Here is a 24,802-nt window from a genome sequence, read left to right as displayed (position 1 = left end):
GAAATACAAAAACACAGCTCTGGTTGGTAGTCCAGACGCATGATTTCATGTCAGTAACCTTCCCCTCCGGGATGTCCCGTATTTCTAATCTTTTAAAGGAGGGGCTGTCAATGGATTTGACAGTATATCACGATGGCCAATTTTTTGTTGGAATCATTACATGTAAAGAAAAAGGGAAATTGTATGGGGCGAGGTATATTTTTGGGGCGGAACCGTCAGATGAAGAAGTGCTTATGTTTGTGAATGGTTCACTTTTAGAGCATTTTCAGCACTTTGCAAAATGTGGTGTAGAAGTTAAAGAAAAACAGCGTCCTAAAAACATAAAGCGTATCATACGACAAGCAGCAAAAGAAACAACTATTAAACGTTTTACTAAGGCGCAAGAGGCGATTAGTTTATCTTATGAATTGCATAAACAAGAAAAGAAACTGCAGTCTAAAGAGAAGCGAGAAGCTGAAAAAGAAAGAAGACGTTTAATGAAAGTACAAAAAGCAAAGCAAAAACATCGTGGTCATTAAAGAAAAGGTGTTAGAGCAAGAGCTCTAACACCTTTTCTATACTTAAATACAAGTAAACTTACTTGTATTTCATAAACATTAACTGGTAAGATACAAATAGGTAGTTTTAGAGGAGGGAAAAGAGTGATTAATTTTAACTTTTTTATGAATGATGTTGTCCGCCAAGCGCGTGAAGAGATTGTCTCTGCTGGATATACAGAATTGACGACGCCAGAAGCGGTAGAAGAAGCGTTTAAAAGAAATGGAACAACACTTGTAATGGTAAACTCTGTATGTGGTTGTGCAGGTGGTATTGCTCGTCCTGCTGCTGCGCATTCCGTACATTATGATAAACGTCCTAACCACCTTGTAACGGTGTTTGCAGGTCAAGATAAAGAAGCGACAGCAAGAGCGCGTGAATATTTCGAAGGGTACCCACCTTCTTCTCCATCATTTGCTTTATTAAAAGATGGAAAAATTGTAACGATGGTAGAGCGTCATGAAATTGAAGGTCATGAACCGATGCAAGTTATTGCGAAATTACAATCGTATTTCGAAGAGAATTGTGAAGAACTATAAAAAATAAGAGAAAAGGCGGCACGTCCACAATCAAGTGGATGTGCCGCCTTTTTTATTTATTATTAAAATTTCTGAGATATGCATAGTTATGTTATTTTATGCATCATTTTATACATAACAAACAGCATTTGTATTGTTATATTATTTATTTTTATTTTATATATTGCATAAAAATAAAAGTGCTGATACAATACAAACATCGAATAAATATTCTATTAAACTTTTAAATATACATTATTAGGGGGAAGAAAGATGAAGAAGTTAGTATCAATATCGTTTGCACTTATTTTAAGTGTAAGTATATTCAGCGCTTGTAGTAATGGGGAATCGAAAGAAACAAAAGGAAATAAAAAAGTACTCGTAATGGGAACTTCAGCAGATTATAAACCTTATGAATATGTAGATGCGTCAAAGAGCGATGAAATTATTGGCTTTGATGTTGATGTTGCTAAATATATCGGAAAAGAACTTGGGTATGAAGTGAAAGTGAAAGATATGGATTTTGGTGGTTTATTAGCATCTCTTAGTTCAGGAAAAGTTGATTTCGTAATGGCAGGTATGACGCCAACTGCAGAGCGTAAAAATAATGTTGATTTTACAGATATTTATTTTGTTGCGAAAAATATGGTCGTTTCTAAAAAGGATTCTAACATTAAATCTGTAGAGGATTTAAAAGGGAAAAAAGTAGGGGTACAAACAGGGTCTATTCAAGAAGAGAAAGCTGCAGAATTTAAAAAACAAGTAGATTTCCAAGTTGAGGGACGTGACCGTATACCAGAAATCGTACAAGAAATTAAAGCTGGTCGTTTTGACGCTGCAATTATAGAAGATACAGTTGCTAAAAATTATTTAGAGAAAATGAAAGATTTACAAGGAATTGAAATTAAAGAAGCACCAGAAGAAGTTGGAGCAGCAATTGCCCTTCCGAAAAACAGTGATAAAACAGCTGAATTTAATAAAGTAATTAAAAAAATGCAAGAAAATGGAGAAATGGATAAATTAGTGAAGAAATGGTTTGGCAGCGGAAAATAAGCTGCCTTTCACTTTTCTGTGAGGGGAATGAAAAGAATGAACTTAGATTTTTCGGCGATTACGCCTTCGATACCATATATACTAAAAGGTTTAGAAGTTACTTTGAAAATTGTAGCAGTATCAGCTTTAGCAGGATTTATTTTAGGAACGCTATTAGCACTTTGTAAAATTGCTAGAATACGAGCATTAAATATAGCAGCAGATTTTTATACATCAATTTTTCGTGGTACACCCCTTGTATTGCAATTAATGATTATTTATTTCGGCGTCCCACAAATAATTGGTTATGAAATACCAGCATTTTTAGCTGCTGTACTTGCATTTAGCTTAAATTCAGGTGCATACATGTCAGAAGTAATTCGTGCTGGTATTCAAGCGGTTGATAAAGGACAAACAGAAGCAGCAATGGCTTTAGGGATACCGTACGGAAAAATGATGAGAAATATTATTTTCCCTCAAGCATTAAAAAATATATTACCAGCGCTTGTGAACGAATTTGCGACACTTACGAAAGAATCGGCTGTAGTAACAGTAATAGGCGCGACTGATTTAATGCGTCGTGCTTACATTGTAGGCGGTGAGACATTTAAATATCTTGAACCATTACTTTTTGTTGGACTGATTTATTATATGTTAGTCATTATTCTTACATTAGTCGGGAAGGCAATTGAAGGGAGAATGAAGAAAAGTGATTAAAATTGAAAACCTTCATAAATCATTTGGTAAAAACGAAGTATTAAAAGGAATTACAACAACAATTGAAAAAGGGGAAGTAGTCGCAATTATAGGGCCTTCTGGATCAGGAAAATCAACATTTTTACGTTGTATGAATATGTTAGAAGCACCAACGGATGGTCACATTTGGATTGGGACGGAAGAAGTAACGAATCCGAAAACGAATGTTATGCATGTTCGTGAAAATGTCGGTATGGTATTTCAACATTTTCACTTATTTCCTCATATGACTGTATTAGAAAATATTATGTATGCTCCTATCAATGTAAAAGGGGTAACGAAGCAAGAAGCTGAAAAGAAAGCTGAGAAACTTTTAGAAAAGGTTGGATTAGTAGATAAAAAAGATACGTATCCAAATCGTCTTTCGGGAGGACAAAAGCAACGTGTAGCAATTGCAAGAGCGTTAGCGATGGAACCGGAAGTTATGTTATTTGATGAACCGACATCGGCGCTAGATCCAGAGATGGTGAAAGAAGTGTTAGAAGTTATGAAATCGTTAGTTACGACAGGAATGACGATGGCTATCGTTACACATGAAATGGGCTTTGCAAAAGAAGTGGCAGATCGTGTTCTTTTCTTGGACGGAGGAAAGCTTGTAGAAGATAGTGCGCCAGAAGAATTTTTTGCAGCGCCGAAAAGTGAACGTGCGCAACAATTTTTACAAAAAATATTGTAATATGAAAAGGTTATGTGAATAATAAGTAGAAAAGGATGACATTGTGTCATCCTTTTTTTATACTAGCTGTAAATACGTTTATACATATAGGAGTAATGATATGTTTAAAATTGGATATCGTACAGTAAAAACAGCAATAGGGACAGGTGCGGCAGTTTTTATTGCTCAGTTATTAGGGTTAGAATTTTATAGTTCAGCAGGCATTTTAGTTATTTTATGTGTACAAAATACGAAGCGCAAATCACTTCAAGTGTCGTTACATCGTTTTCTAGCGTGTGTATTATCAATGGCATTCGCGTTTTGTATTTTTGAAACGATTGGCTATACACCACTTGCAATTAGCATATTGTTACTTACATTTATTCCGACTGCAGTAATGCTTAAAATTCAAGAAGGTATTGTCACGAGTTCAGTTATTGTTATGCATCTATATTCATTGAAGCAAATTACATGGCTTATAGTTGGAAATGAAATTGCTATATTAACGATAGGGATTAGCGTGGCGTTATTAGTAAATATGTATATGCCGAGTAGTGAAAATAAGCTAAAAGAGTATCAGGATAAAATAGAGAATAATTTTAAAACGATTTTGTTTGAAATGGTTGTGTATTTACGAAATCGAGAAAGTAGTTGGAGTGGAGCAGAACTCATTGAAACCGAGAATATGTTAAATGAAGCAAGAGATTTATCGTTTAAAAAACTTGAGAATGCATTTATGCGAGAAGATGATTATTACTATCGTTATTTTAATATGCGTATGCAACAATTCGAAATTTTAGAGCGAATGATACCACTAGCAGCTTCTTTATCGTGGACATATGAACAAGCTGACATGATTGCAGATGTTGTTGAAAACATTGGTAATGCTATTAGCCCTGAGAGTACTGGCGTTATTTCCTTAAGGCAGCTTCAAGAAATGAGGGGATTATTTAGAGACATGCCATTGCCAGCTACACGCGAAGAATTTGAGATACGTGCGAAACTTGTTCAACTTGTGTATGAAATGGAACAATATTTACTCATTAAAAGTCGCTTTAAGGGAAAGGATAATATAAAAGAACTTATATAGAAGGTAGGAATTATCTATGCCGTATCTTCTCTCTATCATATTATGTCTTTCTTTATCGCCGATTTGGCCTCTTGGGGATAATCCACGTGCCGGAGATACTTTTATTATTGTAAATAAAGCAACGAATAAATTAGCTTACATTGACGATGGAAAGATTCAAAAGGTTTTTCCAGTAGCGACAGGGAAAACGAATGAATTAACTCCAGAAGGAAATTTTGATGTTGTAATGAAAGCAAAGGATCCGTATTACATTGCGAAGGATATTCCAGGTGGATCGCCAAAAAATCCACTTGGGTCAAGGTGGATTGGATTTAATGCAAGAGGAACTGATGGAAGTAAATATGGAATACATGGAACAAACCAACCGAGTTCAATTGGAAAGTATATTTCACAAGGGTGTATAAGAATGAAGAAAAACGATGTGGAATATTTGTTTGATCGCATTCCAATTGGAACGAAAGTATGGATTGTGAAATCGAAAAAATCATTTCAGCAATTGGCAAAAGAAAAAGGAGCCGTTGCATATGAAAAAGCCAACGAAAAGGTTGGCTTTTTCTATTATAATAAGTTGTCTTGACATGTGTACATAACCGTGCGTTAATGAGAGTATAGAAAGATAAAATTAGATAAAGGGGTTGCTCAAATGTACTTGAATCCAAAACTTTCGTATATGCAGTTTTTTATGGGATTTCTATTTGTTATTACATTCATATTGGCAACTTTTAATATATGTTCTTATCTTGTAGCGATTGTATGTATGGCATTACTTAATCTCACTTTTGTTATTGGGGCATTTCAGCAGAAACAATATACAAGTTTTGTAATAGCGCTTGTAATGTCATTTTCCTTTAGTATTGTAGCGATTGTGTTTTATATAAAATAAACCATCTCGATGTCGAGATGGTTTATTTTGTTATGTGTAAAAAGTAAAAAAAGGACGAACACATCGCCCTTTTTACCAAAACATACTCGCGCCAGCAAGTAATGTTGTTACAAGCATAGAAATTAGCATCACATAAACCATAACTTTTTGAGCTTTTTTATGCATCGTTATACCTCCTTGCAAATCAGTACAATTTCATTGTAACGAGAAATGAAATTATGGACAAGGGGAGAGTGAGGACAAAATTCGGGAGGGGATTGCAAAATATAACAGGAAATTTGAGAGTGTGTAGAGAATATAGTAAAAGGGTATATTGTTAATTTTTAGTTGGGCAAGCTGAAGAATGGAGATACGATGATGAAAATATACGAAACAGATCGTTTATACTTAAGGGAAATTGATGAGTCGTATGCTGAAACAGTTCTTCAATATTACGACAGAAATCGTGAATTTTTAAAAGCTTGGGAAGAGTATAGACCGGATGATTTTTTTACGCTAGATTATCAAAAGAAAAAGTTGCAAAAGGATAGAAAAGAGTTCGAAGAAGGGAAAATCATCAGACTATGGATTTTTAAAAAGGGTGATGATACGAAAATAATTGGGTGTATTTCATTTAATTTAATCGTTCGTGGCATTTATCAATCTTGTGTACTCAGTTATAAATTAGATAAAGCAGAGTTAAACAAAGGGTATACGACAGAAGCGCTTAGAAAAGCAATTCAAGTTGCTTTTGGGGAATTTCAGTTACATCGTATAGAAGCTCCGATTATGCCTCGTAATTTAGCATCTATACAAGTAGTAACGAAGATAGGTTTTCAATATGAAGGCGTGTCTAGGAAGATGTTAATGGTAAATGGCGTGTGGGAAGATCATATGCGCTGGGTATTGTTAAATGAGTAATAGAAAGCAGATGGTTATCTAGACATGTAAACCATCTGTTTTTTGTCTTGTATTTCGAAACTTTTGCGAAATTCTGTTATAATTAATAGTGTTACATACATAATGGTAGTGCAGGAGGCGCAGTCTTATGATTAATCAAGAACGTTTAGTAAATGAATTTATGGAATTAGTACAAGTAGATTCTGAAACGAAATTTGAAGCAGAAATCTGCAAAGTATTAACGAAGAAATTCACAGATTTAGGTGTAGAAGTATTTGAAGATGACACAATGGCTGTAACTGGTCATGGTGCAGGTAACTTAATTTGTACTTTACCAGCAACAAAAGATGGTGTTGATACAATTTACTTTACTTCTCATATGGATACAGTAGTTCCTGGTAATGGAATTAAGCCTTCTATTAAAGATGGATATATCGTATCAGATGGTACAACAATTTTAGGTGCGGATGATAAAGCTGGATTAGCATCAATGTTCGAAGCAATCCGTGTTTTAAAAGAGAAAAATATCCCTCATGGTAAAATTGAATTTATTATTACAGTCGGAGAAGAATCAGGTCTTGTTGGTGCAAAAGCATTAGACCGTGAGCGTATTACAGCGAAATATGGCTACGCATTAGATAGCGATGGAAAAGTTGGTGAAATCGTTGTTGCAGCTCCAACACAAGCGAAAGTGAACGCAATTATTCGCGGAAAAACAGCTCACGCTGGTGTAGCGCCGGAGAAAGGTGTATCTGCAATTACTATCGCAGCGAAAGCAATTGCGAAGATGCCACTTGGTCGCATTGACTCTGAAACGACTGCAAATATTGGGCGTTTTGAAGGTGGTACACAAACGAATATCGTTTGCGATCATGTACAAATCTTTGCAGAAGCTCGTTCTTTAATCAATGAGAAAATGGAAGCACAAGTTGCGAAAATGAAAGAAGCATTTGAAACAACTGCAAAAGAAATGGGCGGGCATGCAGACGTTGAAGTAAACGTTATGTACCCAGGATTTAAATTTGCTGATGGCGATCACGTTGTAGAAGTTGCAAAACGTGCAGCTGAAAAAATTGGTCGTACACCTTCTCTTCACCAAAGTGGTGGCGGAAGTGATGCAAACGTAATTGCAGGACATGGTATCCCAACAGTTAACTTAGCAGTTGGTTATGAAGAAATTCATACAACAAACGAGAAGATTCCTGTTGAAGAATTAGCAAAAACAGCAGAATTAGTTGTTGCAATTATTGAAGAAGTAGCGAAGTAATGAAATAGAAAAAGCGTGTAAATCAATTGTGATTTACACGCTTTTTATTTTGATTCGATTGCTTTGACAAGACGTATAAGCCAATATAAGAAAACCTATGGAAGTATATACGTTGTTGCTACATGTACTAGACGAAGGAATAATCCTAACGTATTCATATTGAAAATCGGAAGTAGTAAATAATTAATTGCAATGATTAATATAACTACAAGGAATGTATAGTTGAGTTTATCCCGCTATTTGCCGGACAGTAAGCTCCCTACCTCAAAATTCTGCGAAAGTAAAGAAGTTAAGTGGGGGCCCTGCTGCCCGCAAAAACCCGATTGGTGAGGCTGATTAAAGTTTCACTTTATTAGCTGATCTCATCATAATCAGACCCTTTCACATATATATCGATTATAAAAAAGAACAAGTAATTATTATAACTATTGTGCAAAATTTGATATAATGAAAGAACGAACGTTCTGATTAGGGAGTGAGTACTATGCGAGAAATGTATCCGAAAAATGGTCGTGTTATTTTACATGTAGATATGAATTGCTTTTTCGCATCTGTTGAAATTGCTCATGATCCATCATTACAAGGAAAGCCATTAGCGGTTGCTGGAAATGAAAAAGAGAGAAAAGGAATTATTATAACATGTAGTTATGAGGCGAGAGAATACGGAATACGTACGACGATGCCCCTTTGGGAAGCGAAAAGGTTATGCCCGCAATTAGTTGTAAGGCGTCCTAATTTCACATTATATCGCGAAGCTTCATTTCAAATGTTTCAAGTCCTTTCCCGTTTTACAGAAAAGATACAACCAGTCTCAATAGATGAAGGATATTTAGATATTACAGATTGCTACGCACTTGGTTCGCCTCTTGAAATAGCAAAGATGATTCAACAAGCACTATTAACAGAGTTGCAGCTTCCGTGTAGTATCGGAATTGCTCCAAATCTTTTCCTAGCAAAAACAGCTTCTGATATGAAAAAACCTCTCGGTATTACCGTACTTCGAAAACGTGATATTCCAGAAATGATTTGGACACTTCCAGTTGAAGCAATGCATGGGATTGGAGAAAAAACAGCTGAAAAATTAAATGAAATTCATATACATACAATTGAACAGTTAGCGAAGGGAGACGAGCATATCATTCGCGCTAAAATTGGGAAGCACGGTATTGATTTACAAAAGCGTGCAAAAGGTACGGATGATAGGGAAGTGGATCCGAGTCAAATGGGCCAACATAAAAGTGTCGGTAACTCGATGACTTTTTCAAAGGATATGGATGAAGAGAAAGAATTGCTTGATATGTTAGAACGTTTATCAAAATCAGTGAGTAAAAGATTACAAAAGCGAACCCTTGTCAGCTATAATATTCAAATTATGATTAAATACCATGATAGGCGAACAGTAACACGGAGTAAGCAATTGAAAAATGCAATTTGGGAAGAACGCGATATTTTTCAAGCAGCATCCCGTTTATGGAAGCAACATTGGGATGGTGATTCCGTTCGTTTACTAGGTGTTACAGCTACTGAAATAGAGTGGAAGACAGAATCGGTGAAACAATTAGATTTGTTTTCATTTGAAGAGGATGCGAAAAAAGAACCACTACTTGCTGTCATTGATCAAATTAATGATAAGTATGGAACACCGATTTTACAACGAGGTAGTCAACTACTACGTAAGCAAGAGAAGTCGTTTCAACAAAAGTTAGAAAATAAATTTATGTAGAAGGTGTCATGAAGTAGTAAAATCATGACACCTTTCCTATTATACAGGTACCAAGTGATACGAGAGCATTTGTCCGTAACCCAGCCATTCGGTGTCTCCATTGTCTTTCCATTCCAATGCAAGCTCCTACAATAATTGCGATAACTAATCTGAATACAATGTCGTACCATACCATCATGGTCACCTCCATATATAAATATGTGTTATGTTTTTTAGAATGAGCGGGGAATACCCACTCATTCTTATTTTTACAACCAGCTATGAAACTTTTTAATATAAAGCTTTTTTAGGAACTGTGTTAAAAAAGCGTAGCCTAATAGTATTCCTACTAACCAAGGGAAGTAGTTAAGTGGCAATGCTTGCAAACCAACGGCTGCACCAAGTGGTGAGAATGGAATATAAATCCCGATTGCCATAATAAGAGCGGTTAATAAAACGACTGGTGTTGATGCAGTGCTTTGAATAAATGGAATCTTTTGTGTTCTTATCATGTGAACAATTAAAGTTTGTGTTAACAATCCAACGACAAACCAACCGGACTGGAATAATGATTGCTCGCTCGGTGTATTTGCACCAAATACATTCCACATGACTACGTATGTGATAATATCAAATACGGAACTAATTGGGCCGATAGAAATAATGAAGCTTCGTAAGTTTGCAGTATCCCATTTTCGTGGTTTTTCTAGAAACTCTTTATCCATTTTGTCCCATGGAATAGAAAGTTGTGAAATATCATAAAGTAAGTTTTGAATTAAAAGATGAATGGCAAGCATCGGTAAAAAAGGAATGAAAGCACTTGCTACTAACACGCTAAACACATTACCGAAGTTAGAGCTAGCTGTCATCTTAATATATTTTAAAATATTTCCGAATGTAGTACGTCCTTCTAAAATACCTGCTTCTAATATAGTTAAACTTTTTTCGAGTAGAATAATATCGGAAGCTTCTTTCGCAATATCAGTAGCAGTATTAACAGATATTCCGACATCAGCTTCACGTAATGCTACAGCATCGTTAATGCCGTCTCCCATGTAACCTACAGTGTGTCCATTTCCTTGTAATGCGTGTATAATACGAGATTTTTGCATTGGATTAAGCTTCGCAAATACAGTCGTTTCTTCAGCAAGTTTTGCTAATGCTTTATCTGGTAAAGAATCAATCTCGTAACCGAGGATTGGTTCGCCGATATCTAATCCAACTTCTTTACAAACCTTTCTTGTAACAATTTCGTTATCGCCAGTTAAAATTTTCACTTGTACACCATGTTTTTGTAATGCTTGAATTGCAGCTGCTGCAGATGGTTTCGGTGGATCTAAAAAGCCGATATATCCACTGAGAATCATATCAGTTTCGTCTTTTACTGCGTACTCTGTATCATTTATTCTTCTATCTTTTTTATAAGCCACAGCAATAACTCGCATACCTTCACTATTTAGTGTCTCACTTAGTTTTTTGACATTTGAACGTATTTCCTCGGTGAGTGGAACGATTTTTTCATCCACTTCAGTGTAGTTACAAATTGATAAAATTTCTTCTACGGCACCTTTACAAACCATTGTATGTTCACCTGAAATATCCTTTACGATAACTGACATACGCCGGCGGGCGAAATCGAATGGAATTTCATCTAGCTTTTGAAAAGCTGATGGATTAAATTTATTGTTTTCCTCTGTATGCTTAATAACAGCTTTATCTATTAAATTTTTCAATCCAGTTTGATAGAAACTATTTAAATAGGCAAATTGCAAGACGCGATTGCATTCATTTCCCTTGGGATCTAAGTGACGAACAAGGACCACTTTATCTTCTGTTAAAGTTCCGGTTTTATCTGTACAAAGAATGTTCATAGCACCTAAGTTTTGAATAGAATTTAGCTGTTTTACAATTACTTTTTGTTTAGACATGTTAACGGCACCTTTAGCTAAATTAGCAGTTACAATCATTGGTAACATTTCAGGTGTAAGGCCAACAGCAACGGCAATAGCGAAGAAGAAAGCTTCTTGCCAATCTCCTTTTGTGAATCCATTAATGAGAAGGACAATAGGTGCCATAATAAGCATGAATGTAATTAAGAGCCAGCTTACTTTGTTTACACCTTTATCAAAGCTTGTCTCTACACGCTTTCCAATTACCTTATTTGCTAAAGAGCCGAAATACGTATCGGTACTTGTTGAGATGACAACAGCTTTTGCGCTGCCACTTACAATATTTGTTCCCATGAAACAAAGGTTTTCCATATCGAGTGGATTGTAATTTTTTTTCATGTTTTTCGGTAAGATATGCTTATTTTCTGTATGGTAGCAGTGTTCGTATTTTTCTACAGGAAGTGCTTCCCCTGTCAAAGAAGATTGATTAACAAATAAATCTTTAGCGGATACAACACGCACATCAGCTGGAACAATATCACCAGCTGAAAGGGAAATAATATCGCCAGGTACAAGTTCCTCAATTGGAATTTCTGTTGTGTAATTTCGGTTTAAATTCTTTACATTTTTTGTTTCATGTACAAATCCATTTATTCTAAATACGCTCGCAGTTGTTCGAACCATAGCTTTTAACTTATCGGCAGCTTTTTGAGAACGAAATTCTTGGGAGAACCGAATCGTTGCACTAAGTAGGACCATTACAGATACGACAATCGTTCCTTGCATATCATCTGTGAAAAAGGAGAGTGCTCCAAGAGCTAATAAAACGAAAATAAATGGATTTTTAAATGCCAATAGAAATTGAATGTACCACGGCGCCATTTTATTATGAGCTATTTCATTCGGACCATATAAAGAAAGTCTACGAGACGCTTCTTGTTTAGATAATCCATCTTGTGTTGTTTCTAAAAGTTTTAACGCAGAGCTTACATCTTGTGTTGCAACCTCCACTAATAATTCGTTATTTGTTTTCATGCTATCTTGCTCATAAGCATGCTTTGTTTCTTGTCTTTGTAAATTAAACATCGGTAGTTCCTCCTCTGTCATGAAGGAGGAAACAATCTGTTACCTAACTATTTGAAATGGTGAGGAACAGTTTCTTTCCTACCTACATGATGAAATATGAATGTAAAACGTATGGGTATCTGGGCCGAATCATCAATTGCCAACTGTTCCTCACCTCCGTACAATTTAGTAGTTTCTGAATATGCTATGTTTGTTTCATAGTAAGGTGCATATAGACGTAAAAAGACCTTTACTCAAAACGAGTAAAGGTCTGAATTCGCAGTTAAAAGAGTCCACAACAAAGACTGTTAGTAGATATAAATAAAAACAGTTTTTGTGTATGACAAAATACATGCACCTCTCCCTCGTTGAGTTTTAGCACTGTATAGCATAGGTACTGAAACCAGCTACGTTAAAAAAGGCCTTCATTCCGACCTTTCCTGTTGACCCATTGGCGTCTCTCGACATTTTTGGGCAGCAGCGTTTCTCTATACAGGAGCCTCACCTAACAGAGACCATATTCAATTACATGTTGATGTTAGCACTGTAAAATCTTAGTGTCAATATCTTTTTTATCTGTGTTTTTAAAATATTAAATGGATTTATAATAGATATATGGGATGAAATGCATGATATTGATTATAAATAATATGGAAAATAAATATTTTTATAAAAGGGGAATTTGTAATGGTACCACAAAATTTTATTATAAATATTGAGAATCAAAAATGGTTGTTTAATGAGCAGGAAGATTTATGTTCTCATGGAGAAATATATTTAAATATGGCTGGAACGATTATTACGCAGGCAGGTATGGATGAGGAATGGGGAATAAGTGAATCAGCTTTAGCTTTGTTACGAACTTTAGATAAAGAATATATTTGTGATATTGAAAATGAAGAGGGGCTTATTTTGCACGGATGTGGCACTATGCTAATGTTAGGATGCCCAATTTCAATTCATTGGACTATAAACCATATAGGTAAAAACGTGATTTTAAAGGACTTTGTCAAAGTTATTTCTACTGATCAAAAGGCTATATACTATGAAGGACTTCATATAGAATTGAATGAAAATGAATATAGAAGACAAATTGTTTCTTTTGCACTACAAGCAAAAGAATTATTTAATAAATCAAGTGACAAGATAATTTTAGATGAGTTTGATCAAAGGATGTATACAAACTTTTGGACGGAATATGACGATTTACTAAATAAGTATAAATAAAAAAGCACTGTAACCAGTGCTTTTTTATTTATAGATTACGAGATTGTAGGGTTTTCAAAAATAACAATCTCTGAACTGTTTGTAGTTGAAACACGTTGGGCGTAATATGTTAAAGCTGAAGAAATATATGCTGGTAACGTATCATTTGTATGTGATGTTGTATATTCATGGATTAATTCCTTTAAAGTTGTCCATTCTAATTGTGCTGGGTGATCAGACACGAAAGAACTTACCCAGCGATCAAATGAAGATGAAAAATCAGTTTGTAAACGAAATACTTCTTTCATAATAAAACGCTCCCTTAAAATGTAGTATAATCATTTTACCATAAAACACGAACGATAGCTAAATTTTTTAAGTATAATGTTCGTGTTATATAGTTGTCTAGATGATTGGTTATGTAAATTCAATTTGCCATTTGAAATAACATTCCGTAAGATGAGAGATAGAGTATATTTAGAGCTGGAGGAAAGAAAGTGGAATTTGTATTTTTAGGAACTGGTGCAGGTGTTCCTTCAAAAGGAAGGAACGTTTCAGCAATTGCTTTACAATTGTTAGAAGAACGAGGACAAACTTGGTTATTTGATTGTGGCGAGGCCACGCAACATCAAATATTACATACATCTGTACGTCCGCGCCGCATTGAAAAAATATTTATTACGCATTTACATGGCGATCATATTTTTGGATTGCCTGGTTTATTAGGTAGCCGTTCATTTCAAGGAGGAACTACGCCTTTAACGGTGTATGGACCGAAAGGAATTAAACAATTTATTGAAGTGGCATTATCGGTAAGTACGACACATGTGAAATATCCACTTGAAGTTGTGGAGATAACAGAAGAAGGTACCGTATTTGAAGATAATGAATTTTATGTAGAAACGAAAAGATTGTCACACGGTATAGAATGTTTTGGATATCGTATTGTAGAGAAAGATATACAAGGTGCTCTTTTAGTTGATAAGTTGCTTGAGATGGGGGTGAAACCAGGTCCAATCTTTAAACGTTTAAAAGATGGTGAAGCAGTTGAATTAGAGGATGGCACGATATTAAATGGAAATGAGTTTATCGGCCCACCTCAAAAAGGAAGAATTATTACTATTTTAGGTGATACGCGATATTGCGAAGCGAGTAGGGAGCTTGCGCAAGATGCAGATGTACTTGTCCATGAAGCGACTTTCGCAGCAGAAGATGAGCAACAAGCGTATGATTATTTTCATTCTACATCTAAGCAAGCTGCGAGCATTGCACTTCAGGCAAATGCGAAGCGACTAATATTAACTCACATTAGTTCTCGCTATCAAGGAGATACATATAAGGAATTATTGAAAGAGGCTAGAGAGTTGTTTTCTAATACAGAAATAGCGACGGATTTGAAATCATTCCCAGTAGAAAAATGATAATTTTATAAAAAATGGTAACGGCGGGTTACCATTTTTTTATGTCTAAAAAAATTAAAAAATAAAACTGTTATTATTTTATACTTATACTTGGATGATACAGAAAATTAGGATGGTTTGAATATATAGGATAAAAATACGAAATAATGATTATTTAGAAAAACTGTTATATAAGTCAGATGACATACAAGTGATACAAATAGCAGAAATGGACTTTTATTCAGAACTTTTAAAATTCAACAAAAGTAAGCGTTTTATAAAAAACAAGCTATAATGAGGGCAGATTATAATTTATGATAAGTCACATGTATTTTAGTCATTATCGTAACAAGTGAAGTTGACTAAATCATGAGAGAGTAACACGAGAATTATAATAGGAAAGATATTACTATTATTTGTCATAAGTCTTTTTCACTTTTTAGCTAAACGATATGATTAGCGAGTGTATCTATTGCAAGTTCCTTAGTTGAAGCTTTTTATTAATAAGGTGGTGGAGATTTAATTGGTATACCACTCTTTAAAAGAGTTCAGAACATCAGCAGGTAGTCTAGGTGGAATAGCGGATGCAAATTTAGTTGCATTAGCAATGGTTATATCACTTGTTTATGCTATGCTTGCAATGGCTTCTGTGTTAAACTTTGGATTGCTACCAGACTTTATTGTGGATTATCTTATATCATTTTTTAATAAAAATAATACTAAGAATTTTATGTATTATGATAACTGGCATTATTTCAGGTTATATTGGATTACTTTTATTCAAAAACTATCCAATTCGTACAGCAGAACAAATTCGTGGTACAACTGGAAAAGCGACAGATGTAGCAGCTTAATAGAATAGTAGAATAAATTTTTTCATAGAGGTTTAGGGGGAGTTATGATGAAGTATCGCTCAGTATTTGATATTATCGGTCCAGTTATGATTGGACCATCAAGTTCACATACAGCAGGCGCGGCAAGAATGGGGCAAGTTGCTCGCCAGCTGTTTCGTCATGAACCAGAAAGAGTAAGCATTTCATTATATGGATCATTTGCAAAGACGTATCGTGGGCATGGTACGGATGTAGCGCTAATAGGTGGGATATTAGGATTTGAAACAGATGACTTACGTATTCCAGAGGCGCTAGAAATAGCAAAAGAGCGCGAAATTGAAGTAGAATTCATTGAAGAAGATGCCAATGCACCTCACCCAAATACAGCGAGAATTCGTTTGTATAAAGGTGAAGATGAAATTGAAGTTGTTGCTTGCTCAATTGGTGGCGGTAAAATTGAAGTTGTAGAATTAAACGGATTCGATCTTCAATTATCAGGCACGAGCCCAGCACTACTTATTGTAAATAACGATCGCTTCGGTGCTATTGCAGCGGTAGCTTCAATCCTTGCGAAACATGAGATTAACATTAGTACAATGAGTGTATCTCGTAAAGAAAAAGGAAGAAGAGCGCTTATGGTCATCGAAACAGATGAATTATTAGCAGATGAAGTAATTGAAGAAATAAAAGCGCAACAAAATATTTGTCAAGTAACTATTATGGAATAATTGCAGGGGGGACACACCATGTTTCGGAACGCAGCGGAACTAGTGGCGCAAGCTAAAGAACAAAATGTAAAAATCGCAGAAATTATGATTCAATGTGAAATGGAAACAAGAAGTATTTCACGTGAAGAAGTAATTGCTGGTATGGAAAAGAACTTAGTCGTGATGGAGCAAGCAGTAGAACGTGGTATTCGCGGCGTGAAATCACCAACTGGTTTAACTGGTGGAGATGCTGTAAAAGTTCAAGCGTATATGAAGAGTGGAAAAGGCTTATCTGGAGATACGATTTTGGATGCAGTAAGCAAAGCTGTTGCAACAAATGAAGTAAACGCAGCGATGGGAATTATTTGTGCAACACCAACAGCAGGGTCTGCTGGAACAGTGCCAGGTGTACTATTTGCACTAAGAGAAAAATTGCAGCCTACACGTGAAGAAATGATTGAATTCTTATTTACAGCAGGAGCTTTCGGTATGGTTGTTGCGAATAACGCTTGTATTTCTGGTGCGGCAGGAGGATGCCAAGCTGAAGTTGGTTCAGCAAGTGGAATGGCGGCTGCAGCTGCAGTTGAGATGGCTGGTGGAACACAAGATCAAGCAGCTACAGCGATGGCAATTTCATTAAAGAACATGCTTGGTTTAGTGTGTGATCCTGTTGCAGGACTTGTAGAAGTACCTTGTGTAAAACGTAATGCAGCAGGAGCTGCAAATGCGATGATCTCAGCAGATTTAGCATTAGCTGGTGTAACGAGTACAATTCCATGTGATGAAGTAATTGAGGCAATGTTTAGAATCGGACAAACGATGCCAGTAGCACTTCGTGAAACAGCAGAAGGTGGACTTGCAGCAACGCCGACTGGTCGTCGCCTGCAAGAAGAGATTTTTGGGAAGAACAATAACTAAGTGTAATTATAGAAAAAGGAGCTCAAATAAACTTGAGCTCCTTTTTCTATTTTTCTTTTGTTAGTTGTTCTAATGTTTTTCCAAGATTATGTGATCGTTTCGTTGCCTGTGTAATACAAGAAACAAGTGCTTGGTGAAATTTATGTTCTTGTAATACTTCAATACCTGCCTCGGTAGTTCCACCAGGAGAAGTAATTTCCTTTCGCAAAATAGAAGGATGTTTGTCACTTGCTTTTAACATTTCAGCAGCACCAATCATCGTTTGAAGAATAAGTGATTTTGCAACATCTTCTTTTAAACCAATTTTTGTTGCAGCTTCTTCCATAGCTTCCACTACGTAATAAATATAAGCAGGTCCACTTCCGGATAATGCAGTGACAGCATGCATATCTTCTTCCTCTACAACAGAGACGAGACCAATCGTTTCAAATAAAGATGTTGCAGTGCGAATATGTTCCGCTGTTGCATGTTTTGAAGGGGAGATAGCGGTAGCTGATTTTAAAATGGCTGCGGATGTATTTGGCATTGCACGAATAATTGGAACGTCTTTTTGAAGTAGTTTTCTAATTGAGTCAGTAGAAACACCTGCTAGTAATGAAATAATAAGCACGTTATTATTTATGTATTCTTTAAAAGGGGTAAGCGCCTCTGCAACATCCTTTGGTTTCATTGCTAGAAAAAGAATATTTGCATCAGTAAGCAATTCTTTTTTATTATGAGTACCTTTGACACCGTATTTTTTATGTAGCTCTTGTAATCTTGTCTCGTTAGAACGATTACTTACAGTAATTTGTTCACCTTTAACAACATTTGCATGTAACAAGCCACCAATAATAGCTTCGGCAATGGAGCCTGCACCGAGAAAGGAAATGTTTTGAATAGACATGATGTTCCTCCTTTAATTTTGGTTAGAAATTCTTATAAATGTACATACATTCGTTTTTTTATAGGAAACACCTCTTTTTATCTGAAAATAATGACAAATATATATAGAAGTTGTAAACTGAAGAAGTATTCATTTTTGAACCGGAAAGAGACAGGGGGGCTAAGCATGACGGCGATTCACCGAATGGAGATTCCTGTACCATTTGCAGTGGAAACTGTGAATGTGTTTTTAGTTGAGGGGGAGACATTAACATTAATTGATACAGGGACGAATACAGAAGAGGCAAGGAATGCGTTAGAAAGTCAATTAGGTGCATTAGGACATACGCTAGAAGATATTGAAACAGTAGTCATTACGCATCATCATGCAGATCATTGTGGACTTTTAAATATATTTTCTGAGAAGACGAATATTATTGGACATCCTTGGAATGAGCCTTGGATCACACAAAATCCAGAATTTTTAAAGCGGTATCATGAATTTTTTAGAGAGACGGCCTTACAGTTTGGTGTGCCAGCAGCATTTTTGAAAGACGAGTCGTTATTGACGACGAGGACACTTAAATATTCTTGTAATAGATCGTTAACGCATACTGTGAGAGAAGGAGATCGTATTGATTCTTTGCCTGGATTTATAGTACTTGAAACACCAGGTCATGCTTCTACTCATATTTCTTTATATAGAGAATCTGATGGAATATTAATTGGTGGAGATGCTCTCATCAGTCATATTTCTTCGAATCCAATACTAGAACCACCATATGAAGGGCAAACAGAACGGGCACGCCCATTACTACAATATAATCAAACATTACAGCGTTTAAGCGAAATGAATATTTCACGTATTTTATCAGGGCATGGGGAAGATGTTCTAAATGTGAAACAACTTATTGAAACGAGATTACAAAAGCAAGAAACACGTGCTTTTAAAGTGCTTGAGTTATTAAAGGAAAAACCAATGACAGCATTTGAAGTATGTGTAAAACTATTTCCGGTATTATATAAAGAACAATTACCACTTACTATTTCAGAAACGGTTGGACAATTGGACTATTTAGCATATAATCAACAAGTGATGATTGATGAGTCATCGCAACAATTGATTTATTATGCAAAGTAGGTGACAGGAATGACAGGACGTTTACAAAATAAAGTAATCGTCATTACAGGTGCTTCTAGTGGGATTGGTGAGCAAGTTGCAATGCAAGTTGCAGCACAGGGAGCGACTCCAGTATTAATGGCTCGAACAGAAGAGAAACTACAAGCGTTAGTAGACAAAATTAAAGAAACTTATAATACGCCTTGCTATTATTATGTATTAGATGTAAGTGAAGAGATGGAAGTACAGTCTGTTTTTTCAAAGGTATTACAAGAAGTGGGACGTATTGATATATTAGTAAACAATGCGGGATTTGGTATTTTTAAAACGTTTGAAGATGCGTCAATGGATGAAGTGAAAGATATGTTCCAAGTAAATGTATTTGGATTAGTAGCATGTACGAAAGCGGTACTACCTTATATGGTAAACAAGAACGAAGGACATATTATTAATATTGCTTCCCTTGCCGGAAAAATTGCAACTCCGAAATCAAGTGCGTATGCAGCAACGAAACATGCTGTATTAGGATTTACGAATAGTTTACGCATGGAATTAGCGAATACAGATATTTATGTTACAGCAATTAATCCAGGTCCGATAGATACAAACTTTTTTGAAATAGCGGATCAATCTGGTACATATGTAAAGAATATGGGACGTTACATGTTAAAACCAACATACGTAGCAGAACAAATCGTAAAGTCGATGCACACGAAAAAACGTGAAGTAAACTTACCGAAGTGGATGGGAATTGGCCCGAAACTTTATGCTTTATTCCCAGGTTTATTTGAACGTGTAGCAGGTAAATCATTAAGTAAAAAATAGGAGATTTCCACATGGAAATCTCCTATTTTTATTGTTTTCCAGTCACATAATCATAAACAATATCCTCAATCTCCTCGTATAAATCAATTTCAATATTTGAATGAGTCACCGTTTGAATATGTTTCACTAGCATTTCCTGATCTTCTTTTGATATTGGACTGCATTGATATTGCTGAAAACTTTTTATAATCATTTTCTCAATTAATTTTTCGTTCATATTTTTTCCCGCCTGTATGTACGTATGTATTGTTTTATTGTACTTGAAGTGAAATAAAAAAACTACCATGCACTATTTTTGTATAAAAATTCGGTTGTGTATATTGTTTTTCTAGTAAAATTAAGTTTTTTAAGTTTGAGAAATTTATAAATATTTAATTGACTCTATAAATATACAATATTATAATCATACTTAATTTAAAGAATCGATTTGAGGAGGAACTTATGAAAGTCGCAATTATTGGAGCCACTGGATATGGGGGCATTGAGTTAATTCGTTTATTAGAACAACATCCATATTTTTCTATAGCATCTCTTCATTCTTTTTCACAAGTTGGTGAGTGTATAACAAATGTATATCCGCATCTTCGAAATGTCCTCGTTCATACGTTACAAGAAATTGATGTGGAGACAATAGGGAAAGAAGCAGAAATCGTATTTCTAGCAACACCAGCAGGAGTATCGGCGGAGTTAACTCCCAAGTTATTAGCTGAAGGTTTAAAAGTAATTGATCTATCTGGAGACTTTCGTATGATAGATCCTTCGTCATATGAACTGTGGTATAAAAGGCCAGCAGCGAAAGAAGAAATTCTTAGAAAAGCAGTGTATGGGTTAAGTGAATGGAAAAGGACTGAGATTCAAAAGGCAAATTTAATTGCAAACCCAGGATGTTTTGCTACAGCCACATTGCTAGCGATAGCACCGTTAGTACGTAGTAGCATGATTGAAGAAGATTCGATTATTATTGACGCGAAATCAGGGGTAACAGGAGCAGGTAAAACACCAACAACAATGACTCATTTTCCTGAGCTATACGATAACTTACACATCTATAAAGTAAACCAGCATCAGCACGTTCCAGAGATTGAGCAAATGCTTACAGAATGGAATAGTGAATTACAGCCAATTACATTTAGCACACATTTAATACCGATATCACGAGGAATCATGATTACACTTTATGCAAAAGTAAAACAAAAGATGGAAATAAAGCAACTTCAAAAATTGTATGAAGAAACGTATGAACAATCGCCTTTCATCCGAATTTGTACGCAAGGGAAATTTCCAAGTCCAAAAGAAGTGAGAGGCTCAAATTATTGTGATATTGGCATAGCTTACGATGAAAGAACAGAAAGAGTTACGGTCGTTTCTGTTATAGACAATATGATGAAAGGCGCGGCTGGGCAAGCGATTCAAAATGCAAACATAATAGCGGGACTAGAAGAGACAACAGGTTTACAACATATGCCGCTTTATCTATAAGGGGGACATGATGATTAAAGTAGCGTCTATTACAAAATTAGAAAATGGTTCGATTGTAACGCCGAAAGGCTTTTCGGCAATTGGTACTGCAAATGGTCTGAAAAAGGAGAAAAAGGATTTAGGGGCAATCGTTTGTGACGTACCAGCATCATGTGCCGCTGTGTATACAACGAATCAAATACAAGCAGCCCCTTTACAAGTAACGAAGGATAGTATAACGGCAGAAGGGAAGTTACAAGCAATTATCGTTAATAGTGGAAATGCAAATGCTTGTACTGGAATGAAAGGATTACAAGACGCATACGAGATGCGCGCATTAGGGGCGGAACATTTTGGATTGAAAGAAAATTACGTTGCAGTAGCTTCAACAGGTGTAATTGGTGTTCCGCTGCCGATGGATATAATCCGAAAGGGAGTTGCAACTCTTATACCGACGAAGGAAGAAAGTGAAGCATATTCTTTTTCTGAAGCAATTTTAACGACGGATCTTATAACGAAAGAAACTTGCTATGAAATGATTATTGATGGGAAGAAAGTGGCGATTGCGGGTGTTGCAAAAGGTTCAGGGATGATTCATCCGAATATGGCAACGATGCTTAGTTTTATTACGACAGATGCTCATATAGAGCATGACGTATTGCAAACGGCATTATCCCAAATTACGAATCATACATTTAATCAAATTACGGTAGATGGAGATACTTCTACGAATGATATGGTCATCGTTATGGCAAGTGGATTATCAGAAACAAGGCCGATAAATATGGAACATACAGATTGGGAAACTTTCGTATGTGCTTTACAGAAGGTATGTGAAGATTTAGCAAAGAAAATTGCGCAAGATGGTGAAGGCGCTACAAAGTTAATCGAAGTAAATGTGCTAGGAGCTCAAACGAATGAAGAGGCAAAAAAAATTGCAAAGCAAATAGTCGGTTCGAGTCTTGTGAAAACAGCAATACATGGTGAAGATCCAAACTGGGGGCGAATTATTAGCAGTATTGGACAAAGTGAAGTAGCTATTAATCCGAATACAATTGACATTACTCTTCAATCTATATTGGTATTAAAAAATAGTGAGCCTCAAACATTTTCTGAAGAAGAAATGAAAGAGAGATTACAAGAAGATGAAATAGTCATTAATGTGTACTTACACTTAGGAGAAGAGACAGGATCAGCTTGGGGCTGTGACTTAAGCTATGAATATGTGAAAATAAACGCTTGTTATCGTACATAAGGAGAGAGAAGATGAGCGAATATATTGTAGTGAAATGCGGCGGTAGTATGTTGAATCAATTAAATGATGTGTTTTTTGATTGTATAAAGAAATTACAGCAGAAGTATAAAGTAGTGATTGTCCATGGTGGTGGGCCAGAAATTGATGCCAAATTAAAAGATTGTAACATCAACGTAGAAAAAAGAGATGGATTACGCGTAACACCAAAAGAAGTTATGGATGTTGTTCAAATGGTGCTATGCGGAAGTACGAATAAAAAACTCGTAATGAATTTACAAAAGCATAATTTACTTGCGGTAGGTTGTTCAGGGTGTGACGGCAATTTACTTCAAGTTCAACCTGTCAGCGAAGAGATAGGATATGTGGGGGAAGTAAGTTATGTAGAAACAGCCTTATTAAAAGGATTAATAAATATGGAGTATATTCCTGTTATTGCTCCAATCGGGATAAATGGTAATGAAATTTATAACATAAATGCGGACAATGCTGCAGCTGGGATTGCGGCTGCGTTAGGGGCAAAAGAGCTTATTTTTATTACGGATGTAGATGGAATATTACATGAAGGGAATTTGGTAAAGGAAACGGATGAATCGGAAATTGCTACTTTTATAGAAACAGGTGTTATTACAGGTGGGATGATTCCGAAAGTACAGGCGGCACTAGCATCATTAAAAATGGGAGTGCAAAAGATAAGTATTGTGAATGGTACAAAAGATTTTACTGAGGTTACGGGAGAGTGTATTGGAACGACGGTAACGAAAGGTGTGAGTATTGCATGACGAGTCATCTTTTTCAAACGTATGGCAGAAGAACTATTGAGTTTGTAAAGGGAACTGGAACGAAAGTTAATGATAATGACGGTAAGGAATATTTAGATTTCACATCAGGAATTGGCGTATGTAATTTAGGACATTGTCACCCTACTGTTCTCAAAGGTGTACAAGAGCAACTTGATGATATATGGCATATATCTAACCTGTTTACAAACAGCTTGCAAGAAGAAGTTGCGTCATTATTAACAGAAAATAGAGCATTAGATTATGTGTTTTTCTGTAATAGTGGGGCAGAGGCAAATGAAGCGGCTTTAAAGTTAGCACGTAAGCATACTGGAAAATCTCTCGTCGTAACATGCCAGCAGTCTTTTCACGGTAGAACATTTGGAACGATGAGTGCAACGGGCCAAGATAAGGTAAAAGAAGGATTTGGTCCATTACTTCCATCTTTTTTACATATCCCTTTTAACGATATTAAAGCATTAGAGGAAGTAATGAATGAAGAAGTTGCGGCGGTAATGGTAGAAGTTGTTCAAGGAGAGGGAGGAGTAATACCTGCTGATCTATCTTTTTTGAAAGAGATTGAAACATTATGTAATAAGTTCGGTTCCTTATTTATTATAGACGAAGTACAAACGGGGATAGGAAGAACTGGAACACTATTCGCTTATGAACAAGTGGGAATAGAGCCTGATATCGTTACCGTTGCAAAGGCGCTTGGGAATGGGATTCCTGTCGGAGCGATGATTGGCCGGAAAGAGCTCGGAGCGTCGTTTCCTGCAGGATCACACGGTTCAACTTTTGGCGGGAATTACATCGCGATGGCTGCAGCGAAAGAAGTATTGCAAGTAAGTAAAAAACCATCGTTTTTAAAAGAAGTACAAGAAAAAGGCGAGTACGTATTAGAGAAGTTGCAAGAGGAATTACAGCATGTCGAATGTATTCAAAATATACGTGGTAAGGGGCTTATGATTGGGATTGAGTGTAAGCATGAAGTTGCAAGTTTTATAGAACAACTAGAAAACGAAGGACTTCTCGTATTACAAGCAGGTCCTAATGTGATAAGACTATTACCGCCACTCATTGTCACGAATGAAGAGTTAGAACAGGCAGTATATATAATAAAAAAAGTAGTTTGTACAAAAAACGTATCAATCATATAAGGGGGAA

At 35.8% G+C, this 24,802-nt stretch carries 26 protein-coding genes, 1 pseudogene and 1 riboswitch; of the genes and pseudogenes, 21 read left to right on the top strand and 6 right to left on the bottom strand.

All coding sequences use genetic code 11. From position 1 onward, the window contains the following. Positions 1 to 110: 110 nt before the first annotated feature. The 8 genes from NST27_RS20340 to NST27_RS20305 all read left to right on the top strand — a co-directional run bounded on the left by NST27_RS20340 (position 111) and on the right by NST27_RS20305 (position 5,471). Positions 111 to 518, top strand: coding sequence for a YjdF family protein (locus NST27_RS20340; RefSeq protein ID WP_000366585.1), 408 nt, complete (start codon positions 111 to 113; stop codon positions 516 to 518). Positions 519 to 662: 144 nt separating this feature from the next. After that, complete coding sequence (locus tag NST27_RS20335; RefSeq protein ID WP_001979317.1) at positions 663 to 1,076, top strand: BrxA/BrxB family bacilliredoxin; 414 nt, start codon at positions 663 to 665, stop codon at positions 1,074 to 1,076. A 252-nt stretch (positions 1,077 to 1,328) separates the two neighbouring features. Then, positions 1,329 to 2,108: a transporter substrate-binding domain-containing protein gene (locus NST27_RS20330; protein WP_000737680.1), complete on the top strand. Its 780-nt coding sequence runs from the start codon at positions 1,329 to 1,331 to the stop codon at positions 2,106 to 2,108. Between the two features lie 36 nt (positions 2,109 to 2,144). Beyond that, positions 2,145 to 2,804: an amino acid ABC transporter permease gene (locus NST27_RS20325; RefSeq protein ID WP_001046915.1), complete on the top strand. Its 660-nt coding sequence runs from the start codon at positions 2,145 to 2,147 to the stop codon at positions 2,802 to 2,804. After that, on the top strand, positions 2,797 to 3,519 hold the full coding sequence (locus NST27_RS20320) for an amino acid ABC transporter ATP-binding protein (RefSeq protein ID WP_000590199.1): 723 nt from the start codon (positions 2,797 to 2,799) through the stop codon (positions 3,517 to 3,519). The genes NST27_RS20325 and NST27_RS20320 overlap by 8 nt, the downstream gene beginning before the upstream one ends. A 100-nt stretch (positions 3,520 to 3,619) precedes the next feature. Then, positions 3,620 to 4,588: an aromatic acid exporter family protein gene (locus tag NST27_RS20315; protein WP_000472666.1), complete on the top strand. Its 969-nt coding sequence runs from the start codon at positions 3,620 to 3,622 to the stop codon at positions 4,586 to 4,588. A gap of 16 nt (positions 4,589 to 4,604) precedes the next feature. Beyond that, complete coding sequence (locus NST27_RS20310; RefSeq protein WP_001146570.1) at positions 4,605 to 5,165, top strand: L,D-transpeptidase; 561 nt, start codon at positions 4,605 to 4,607, stop codon at positions 5,163 to 5,165. A gap of 66 nt (positions 5,166 to 5,231) precedes the next feature. Continuing rightward, positions 5,232 to 5,471 carry a DUF3894 domain-containing protein gene (locus NST27_RS20305; protein WP_000281167.1) on the top strand — a complete coding sequence of 80 codons (240 nt, stop codon included), beginning with the start codon at positions 5,232 to 5,234 and terminating at the stop codon, positions 5,469 to 5,471. 72 nt (positions 5,472 to 5,543) lie between these two features. Here NST27_RS20305 and prli42 read toward each other — a convergent pair whose 3' ends face one another. Further along, positions 5,544 to 5,636 (bottom strand): stressosome-associated protein Prli42, encoded by a 93-nt coding sequence (gene prli42 / locus NST27_RS20300; RefSeq protein WP_000549040.1) that lies wholly within the window; start codon positions 5,634 to 5,636, stop codon positions 5,544 to 5,546. A 189-nt stretch (positions 5,637 to 5,825) separates the two neighbouring features. On the opposite strand from prli42, the gene NST27_RS20295 reads away from it, so the two are divergent. The 3 genes from NST27_RS20295 to NST27_RS20285 all read left to right on the top strand — a co-directional run bounded on the left by NST27_RS20295 (position 5,826) and on the right by NST27_RS20285 (position 9,340). Continuing rightward, positions 5,826 to 6,371, top strand: a complete 546-nt coding sequence (locus NST27_RS20295; RefSeq protein ID WP_001987197.1) for a GNAT family N-acetyltransferase — start codon at positions 5,826 to 5,828, stop codon at positions 6,369 to 6,371. A 127-nt stretch (positions 6,372 to 6,498) separates the two neighbouring features. After that, the gene (locus tag NST27_RS20290; protein WP_000609803.1) at positions 6,499 to 7,617 is read left to right on the top strand and encodes a tripeptidase T; all 1,119 of its coding nucleotides are present in this window, start codon (positions 6,499 to 6,501) and stop codon (positions 7,615 to 7,617) included. A 484-nt stretch (positions 7,618 to 8,101) separates the two neighbouring features. After that, positions 8,102 to 9,340, top strand: a complete 1,239-nt coding sequence (locus NST27_RS20285) for a DNA polymerase IV (protein ID WP_001208860.1) — start codon at positions 8,102 to 8,104, stop codon at positions 9,338 to 9,340. A gap of 40 nt (positions 9,341 to 9,380) precedes the next feature. Here the strand turns inward: NST27_RS20285 and NST27_RS20280 are convergent. Further along, positions 9,381 to 9,515 (bottom strand): annotated as a pseudogene (locus NST27_RS20280) (MgtC/SapB family protein); the annotation flags it as partial. Positions 9,516 to 9,588: 73 nt separating this feature from the next. After that, positions 9,589 to 12,294, bottom strand: coding sequence for a magnesium-translocating P-type ATPase (gene mgtA, locus NST27_RS20275; RefSeq protein ID WP_000482690.1), 2,706 nt, complete (start codon positions 12,292 to 12,294; stop codon positions 9,589 to 9,591). A 331-nt stretch (positions 12,295 to 12,625) separates the two neighbouring features. Further along, a riboswitch (M-box (ykoK) riboswitch) is annotated at positions 12,626 to 12,793 on the bottom strand. A 167-nt stretch (positions 12,794 to 12,960) separates the two neighbouring features. On the opposite strand from mgtA, the gene NST27_RS20270 reads away from it, so the two are divergent. Beyond that, on the top strand, positions 12,961 to 13,500 hold the full coding sequence (locus NST27_RS20270; RefSeq protein WP_000249056.1) for a hypothetical protein: 540 nt from the start codon (positions 12,961 to 12,963) through the stop codon (positions 13,498 to 13,500). Between the two features lie 35 nt (positions 13,501 to 13,535). Here NST27_RS20270 and NST27_RS20265 read toward each other — a convergent pair whose 3' ends face one another. After that, positions 13,536 to 13,787: a DUF3932 family protein gene (locus NST27_RS20265; RefSeq protein ID WP_000665709.1), complete on the bottom strand. Its 252-nt coding sequence runs from the start codon at positions 13,785 to 13,787 to the stop codon at positions 13,536 to 13,538. A 189-nt stretch (positions 13,788 to 13,976) separates the two neighbouring features. Between NST27_RS20265 and rnz the strand changes: the two genes are divergently transcribed. The 3 genes from rnz (at position 13,977) to sdaAA (ending at position 17,337) form a co-directional block, all read left to right on the top strand. Next, positions 13,977 to 14,900, top strand: a complete 924-nt coding sequence (rnz, locus tag NST27_RS20260; protein ID WP_000397453.1) for a ribonuclease Z — start codon at positions 13,977 to 13,979, stop codon at positions 14,898 to 14,900. Positions 14,901 to 15,780: 880 nt separating this feature from the next. Further along, entirely contained in the window at positions 15,781 to 16,440 is a 660-nt protein-coding gene (sdaAB, locus tag NST27_RS20250) for an L-serine ammonia-lyase, iron-sulfur-dependent subunit beta (RefSeq protein WP_000877445.1), read from the top strand. An 18-nt stretch (positions 16,441 to 16,458) separates the two neighbouring features. Then, positions 16,459 to 17,337 carry an L-serine ammonia-lyase, iron-sulfur-dependent, subunit alpha gene (gene sdaAA / locus NST27_RS20245; RefSeq protein WP_000489461.1) on the top strand — a complete coding sequence of 293 codons (879 nt, stop codon included), beginning with the start codon at positions 16,459 to 16,461 and terminating at the stop codon, positions 17,335 to 17,337. 46 nt (positions 17,338 to 17,383) lie between these two features. On the opposite strand, the gene proI is transcribed toward sdaAA, so the two are convergent. Continuing rightward, complete coding sequence (gene proI, locus NST27_RS20240) at positions 17,384 to 18,223, bottom strand: pyrroline-5-carboxylate reductase ProI (protein WP_000027251.1); 840 nt, start codon at positions 18,221 to 18,223, stop codon at positions 17,384 to 17,386. Positions 18,224 to 18,388: 165 nt separating this feature from the next. Between proI and NST27_RS20235 the strand changes: the two genes are divergently transcribed. Both NST27_RS20235 and NST27_RS20230 read left to right on the top strand, forming a co-directional pair. Further along, on the top strand, positions 18,389 to 19,342 hold the full coding sequence (locus tag NST27_RS20235) for an MBL fold metallo-hydrolase (RefSeq protein ID WP_000125122.1): 954 nt from the start codon (positions 18,389 to 18,391) through the stop codon (positions 19,340 to 19,342). Positions 19,343 to 19,351: 9 nt separating this feature from the next. After that, positions 19,352 to 20,146, top strand: coding sequence for an SDR family NAD(P)-dependent oxidoreductase (locus tag NST27_RS20230; protein ID WP_000147791.1), 795 nt, complete (start codon positions 19,352 to 19,354; stop codon positions 20,144 to 20,146). A 28-nt stretch (positions 20,147 to 20,174) separates the two neighbouring features. Here NST27_RS20230 and NST27_RS20225 read toward each other — a convergent pair whose 3' ends face one another. Next, positions 20,175 to 20,363, bottom strand: a complete 189-nt coding sequence (locus tag NST27_RS20225; RefSeq protein WP_001003222.1) for a YqzH family protein — start codon at positions 20,361 to 20,363, stop codon at positions 20,175 to 20,177. A 224-nt stretch (positions 20,364 to 20,587) separates the two neighbouring features. On the opposite strand from NST27_RS20225, the gene argC reads away from it, so the two are divergent. Genes argC through NST27_RS20205 form a run of 4 tightly spaced genes read left to right on the top strand, consistent with a single transcriptional unit; the run spans position 20,588 to position 24,795 of the window. Next, positions 20,588 to 21,625 carry an N-acetyl-gamma-glutamyl-phosphate reductase gene (gene argC / locus NST27_RS20220; protein WP_000861250.1) on the top strand — a complete coding sequence of 346 codons (1,038 nt, stop codon included), beginning with the start codon at positions 20,588 to 20,590 and terminating at the stop codon, positions 21,623 to 21,625. A gap of 10 nt (positions 21,626 to 21,635) precedes the next feature. Further along, positions 21,636 to 22,859: a bifunctional glutamate N-acetyltransferase/amino-acid acetyltransferase ArgJ gene (argJ, locus tag NST27_RS20215; protein ID WP_000598380.1), complete on the top strand. Its 1,224-nt coding sequence runs from the start codon at positions 21,636 to 21,638 to the stop codon at positions 22,857 to 22,859. Between the two features lie 11 nt (positions 22,860 to 22,870). After that, the gene (gene argB / locus NST27_RS20210) at positions 22,871 to 23,638 is read left to right on the top strand and encodes an acetylglutamate kinase (protein ID WP_000006081.1); all 768 of its coding nucleotides are present in this window, start codon (positions 22,871 to 22,873) and stop codon (positions 23,636 to 23,638) included. Continuing rightward, on the top strand, positions 23,635 to 24,795 hold the full coding sequence (locus tag NST27_RS20205; protein WP_000200561.1) for an acetylornithine transaminase: 1,161 nt from the start codon (positions 23,635 to 23,637) through the stop codon (positions 24,793 to 24,795). Before argB ends, NST27_RS20205 begins: the two co-directional genes overlap by 4 nt. The last annotated feature ends 7 nt before the right edge of the window (positions 24,796 to 24,802 follow it).

This window comes from Bacillus sp. FSL W8-0770, assembly GCF_038008705.1.
GTDB lineage: Bacteria > Bacillota > Bacilli > Bacillales > Bacillaceae_G > Bacillus_A > Bacillus_A cereus.
This window is presented reverse-complemented; position numbering and strand designations above follow the sequence as displayed.

Excerpts from the sequence above, each read along its gene's own strand:
- NST27_RS20340 (WP_000366585.1), top strand. The coding sequence starts at position 111 with ATGGATTTGACAGTATATCACGATGGCCAATTTTTTGTTGGAATCATT.
- NST27_RS20335 (WP_001979317.1), top strand. The coding sequence starts at position 663 with ATGAATGATGTTGTCCGCCAAGCGCGTGAAGAGATTGTCTCTGCTGGA.
- NST27_RS20330 (WP_000737680.1), top strand. The coding sequence starts at position 1,329 with ATGAAGAAGTTAGTATCAATATCGTTTGCACTTATTTTAAGTGTAAGT.
- NST27_RS20325 (WP_001046915.1), top strand. The coding sequence starts at position 2,145 with ATGAACTTAGATTTTTCGGCGATTACGCCTTCGATACCATATATACTA.
- NST27_RS20315 (WP_000472666.1), top strand. The coding sequence starts at position 3,620 with ATGTTTAAAATTGGATATCGTACAGTAAAAACAGCAATAGGGACAGGT.
- NST27_RS20310 (WP_001146570.1), top strand. The coding sequence starts at position 4,605 with ATGCCGTATCTTCTCTCTATCATATTATGTCTTTCTTTATCGCCGATT.
- NST27_RS20305 (WP_000281167.1), top strand. The coding sequence starts at position 5,232 with ATGTACTTGAATCCAAAACTTTCGTATATGCAGTTTTTTATGGGATTT.
- prli42 (WP_000549040.1), bottom strand. The coding sequence starts at position 5,636 with ATGCATAAAAAAGCTCAAAAAGTTATGGTTTATGTGATGCTAATTTCT.
- NST27_RS20295 (WP_001987197.1), top strand. The coding sequence starts at position 5,826 with ATGATGAAAATATACGAAACAGATCGTTTATACTTAAGGGAAATTGAT.
- NST27_RS20290 (WP_000609803.1), top strand. The coding sequence starts at position 6,499 with ATGATTAATCAAGAACGTTTAGTAAATGAATTTATGGAATTAGTACAA.
- NST27_RS20285 (WP_001208860.1), top strand. The coding sequence starts at position 8,102 with ATGCGAGAAATGTATCCGAAAAATGGTCGTGTTATTTTACATGTAGAT.
- mgtA (WP_000482690.1), bottom strand. The coding sequence starts at position 12,294 with ATGTTTAATTTACAAAGACAAGAAACAAAGCATGCTTATGAGCAAGAT.
- NST27_RS20270 (WP_000249056.1), top strand. The coding sequence starts at position 12,961 with ATGGTACCACAAAATTTTATTATAAATATTGAGAATCAAAAATGGTTG.
- NST27_RS20265 (WP_000665709.1), bottom strand. The coding sequence starts at position 13,787 with ATGAAAGAAGTATTTCGTTTACAAACTGATTTTTCATCTTCATTTGAT.
- sdaAB (WP_000877445.1), top strand. The coding sequence starts at position 15,781 with ATGAAGTATCGCTCAGTATTTGATATTATCGGTCCAGTTATGATTGGA.
- sdaAA (WP_000489461.1), top strand. The coding sequence starts at position 16,459 with ATGTTTCGGAACGCAGCGGAACTAGTGGCGCAAGCTAAAGAACAAAAT.
- proI (WP_000027251.1), bottom strand. The coding sequence starts at position 18,223 with ATGTCTATTCAAAACATTTCCTTTCTCGGTGCAGGCTCCATTGCCGAA.
- NST27_RS20235 (WP_000125122.1), top strand. The coding sequence starts at position 18,389 with ATGACGGCGATTCACCGAATGGAGATTCCTGTACCATTTGCAGTGGAA.
- NST27_RS20230 (WP_000147791.1), top strand. The coding sequence starts at position 19,352 with ATGACAGGACGTTTACAAAATAAAGTAATCGTCATTACAGGTGCTTCT.
- NST27_RS20225 (WP_001003222.1), bottom strand. The coding sequence starts at position 20,363 with ATGAACGAAAAATTAATTGAGAAAATGATTATAAAAAGTTTTCAGCAA.
- argC (WP_000861250.1), top strand. The coding sequence starts at position 20,588 with ATGAAAGTCGCAATTATTGGAGCCACTGGATATGGGGGCATTGAGTTA.
- argJ (WP_000598380.1), top strand. The coding sequence starts at position 21,636 with ATGATTAAAGTAGCGTCTATTACAAAATTAGAAAATGGTTCGATTGTA.
- argB (WP_000006081.1), top strand. The coding sequence starts at position 22,871 with ATGAGCGAATATATTGTAGTGAAATGCGGCGGTAGTATGTTGAATCAA.
- NST27_RS20205 (WP_000200561.1), top strand. The coding sequence starts at position 23,635 with ATGACGAGTCATCTTTTTCAAACGTATGGCAGAAGAACTATTGAGTTT.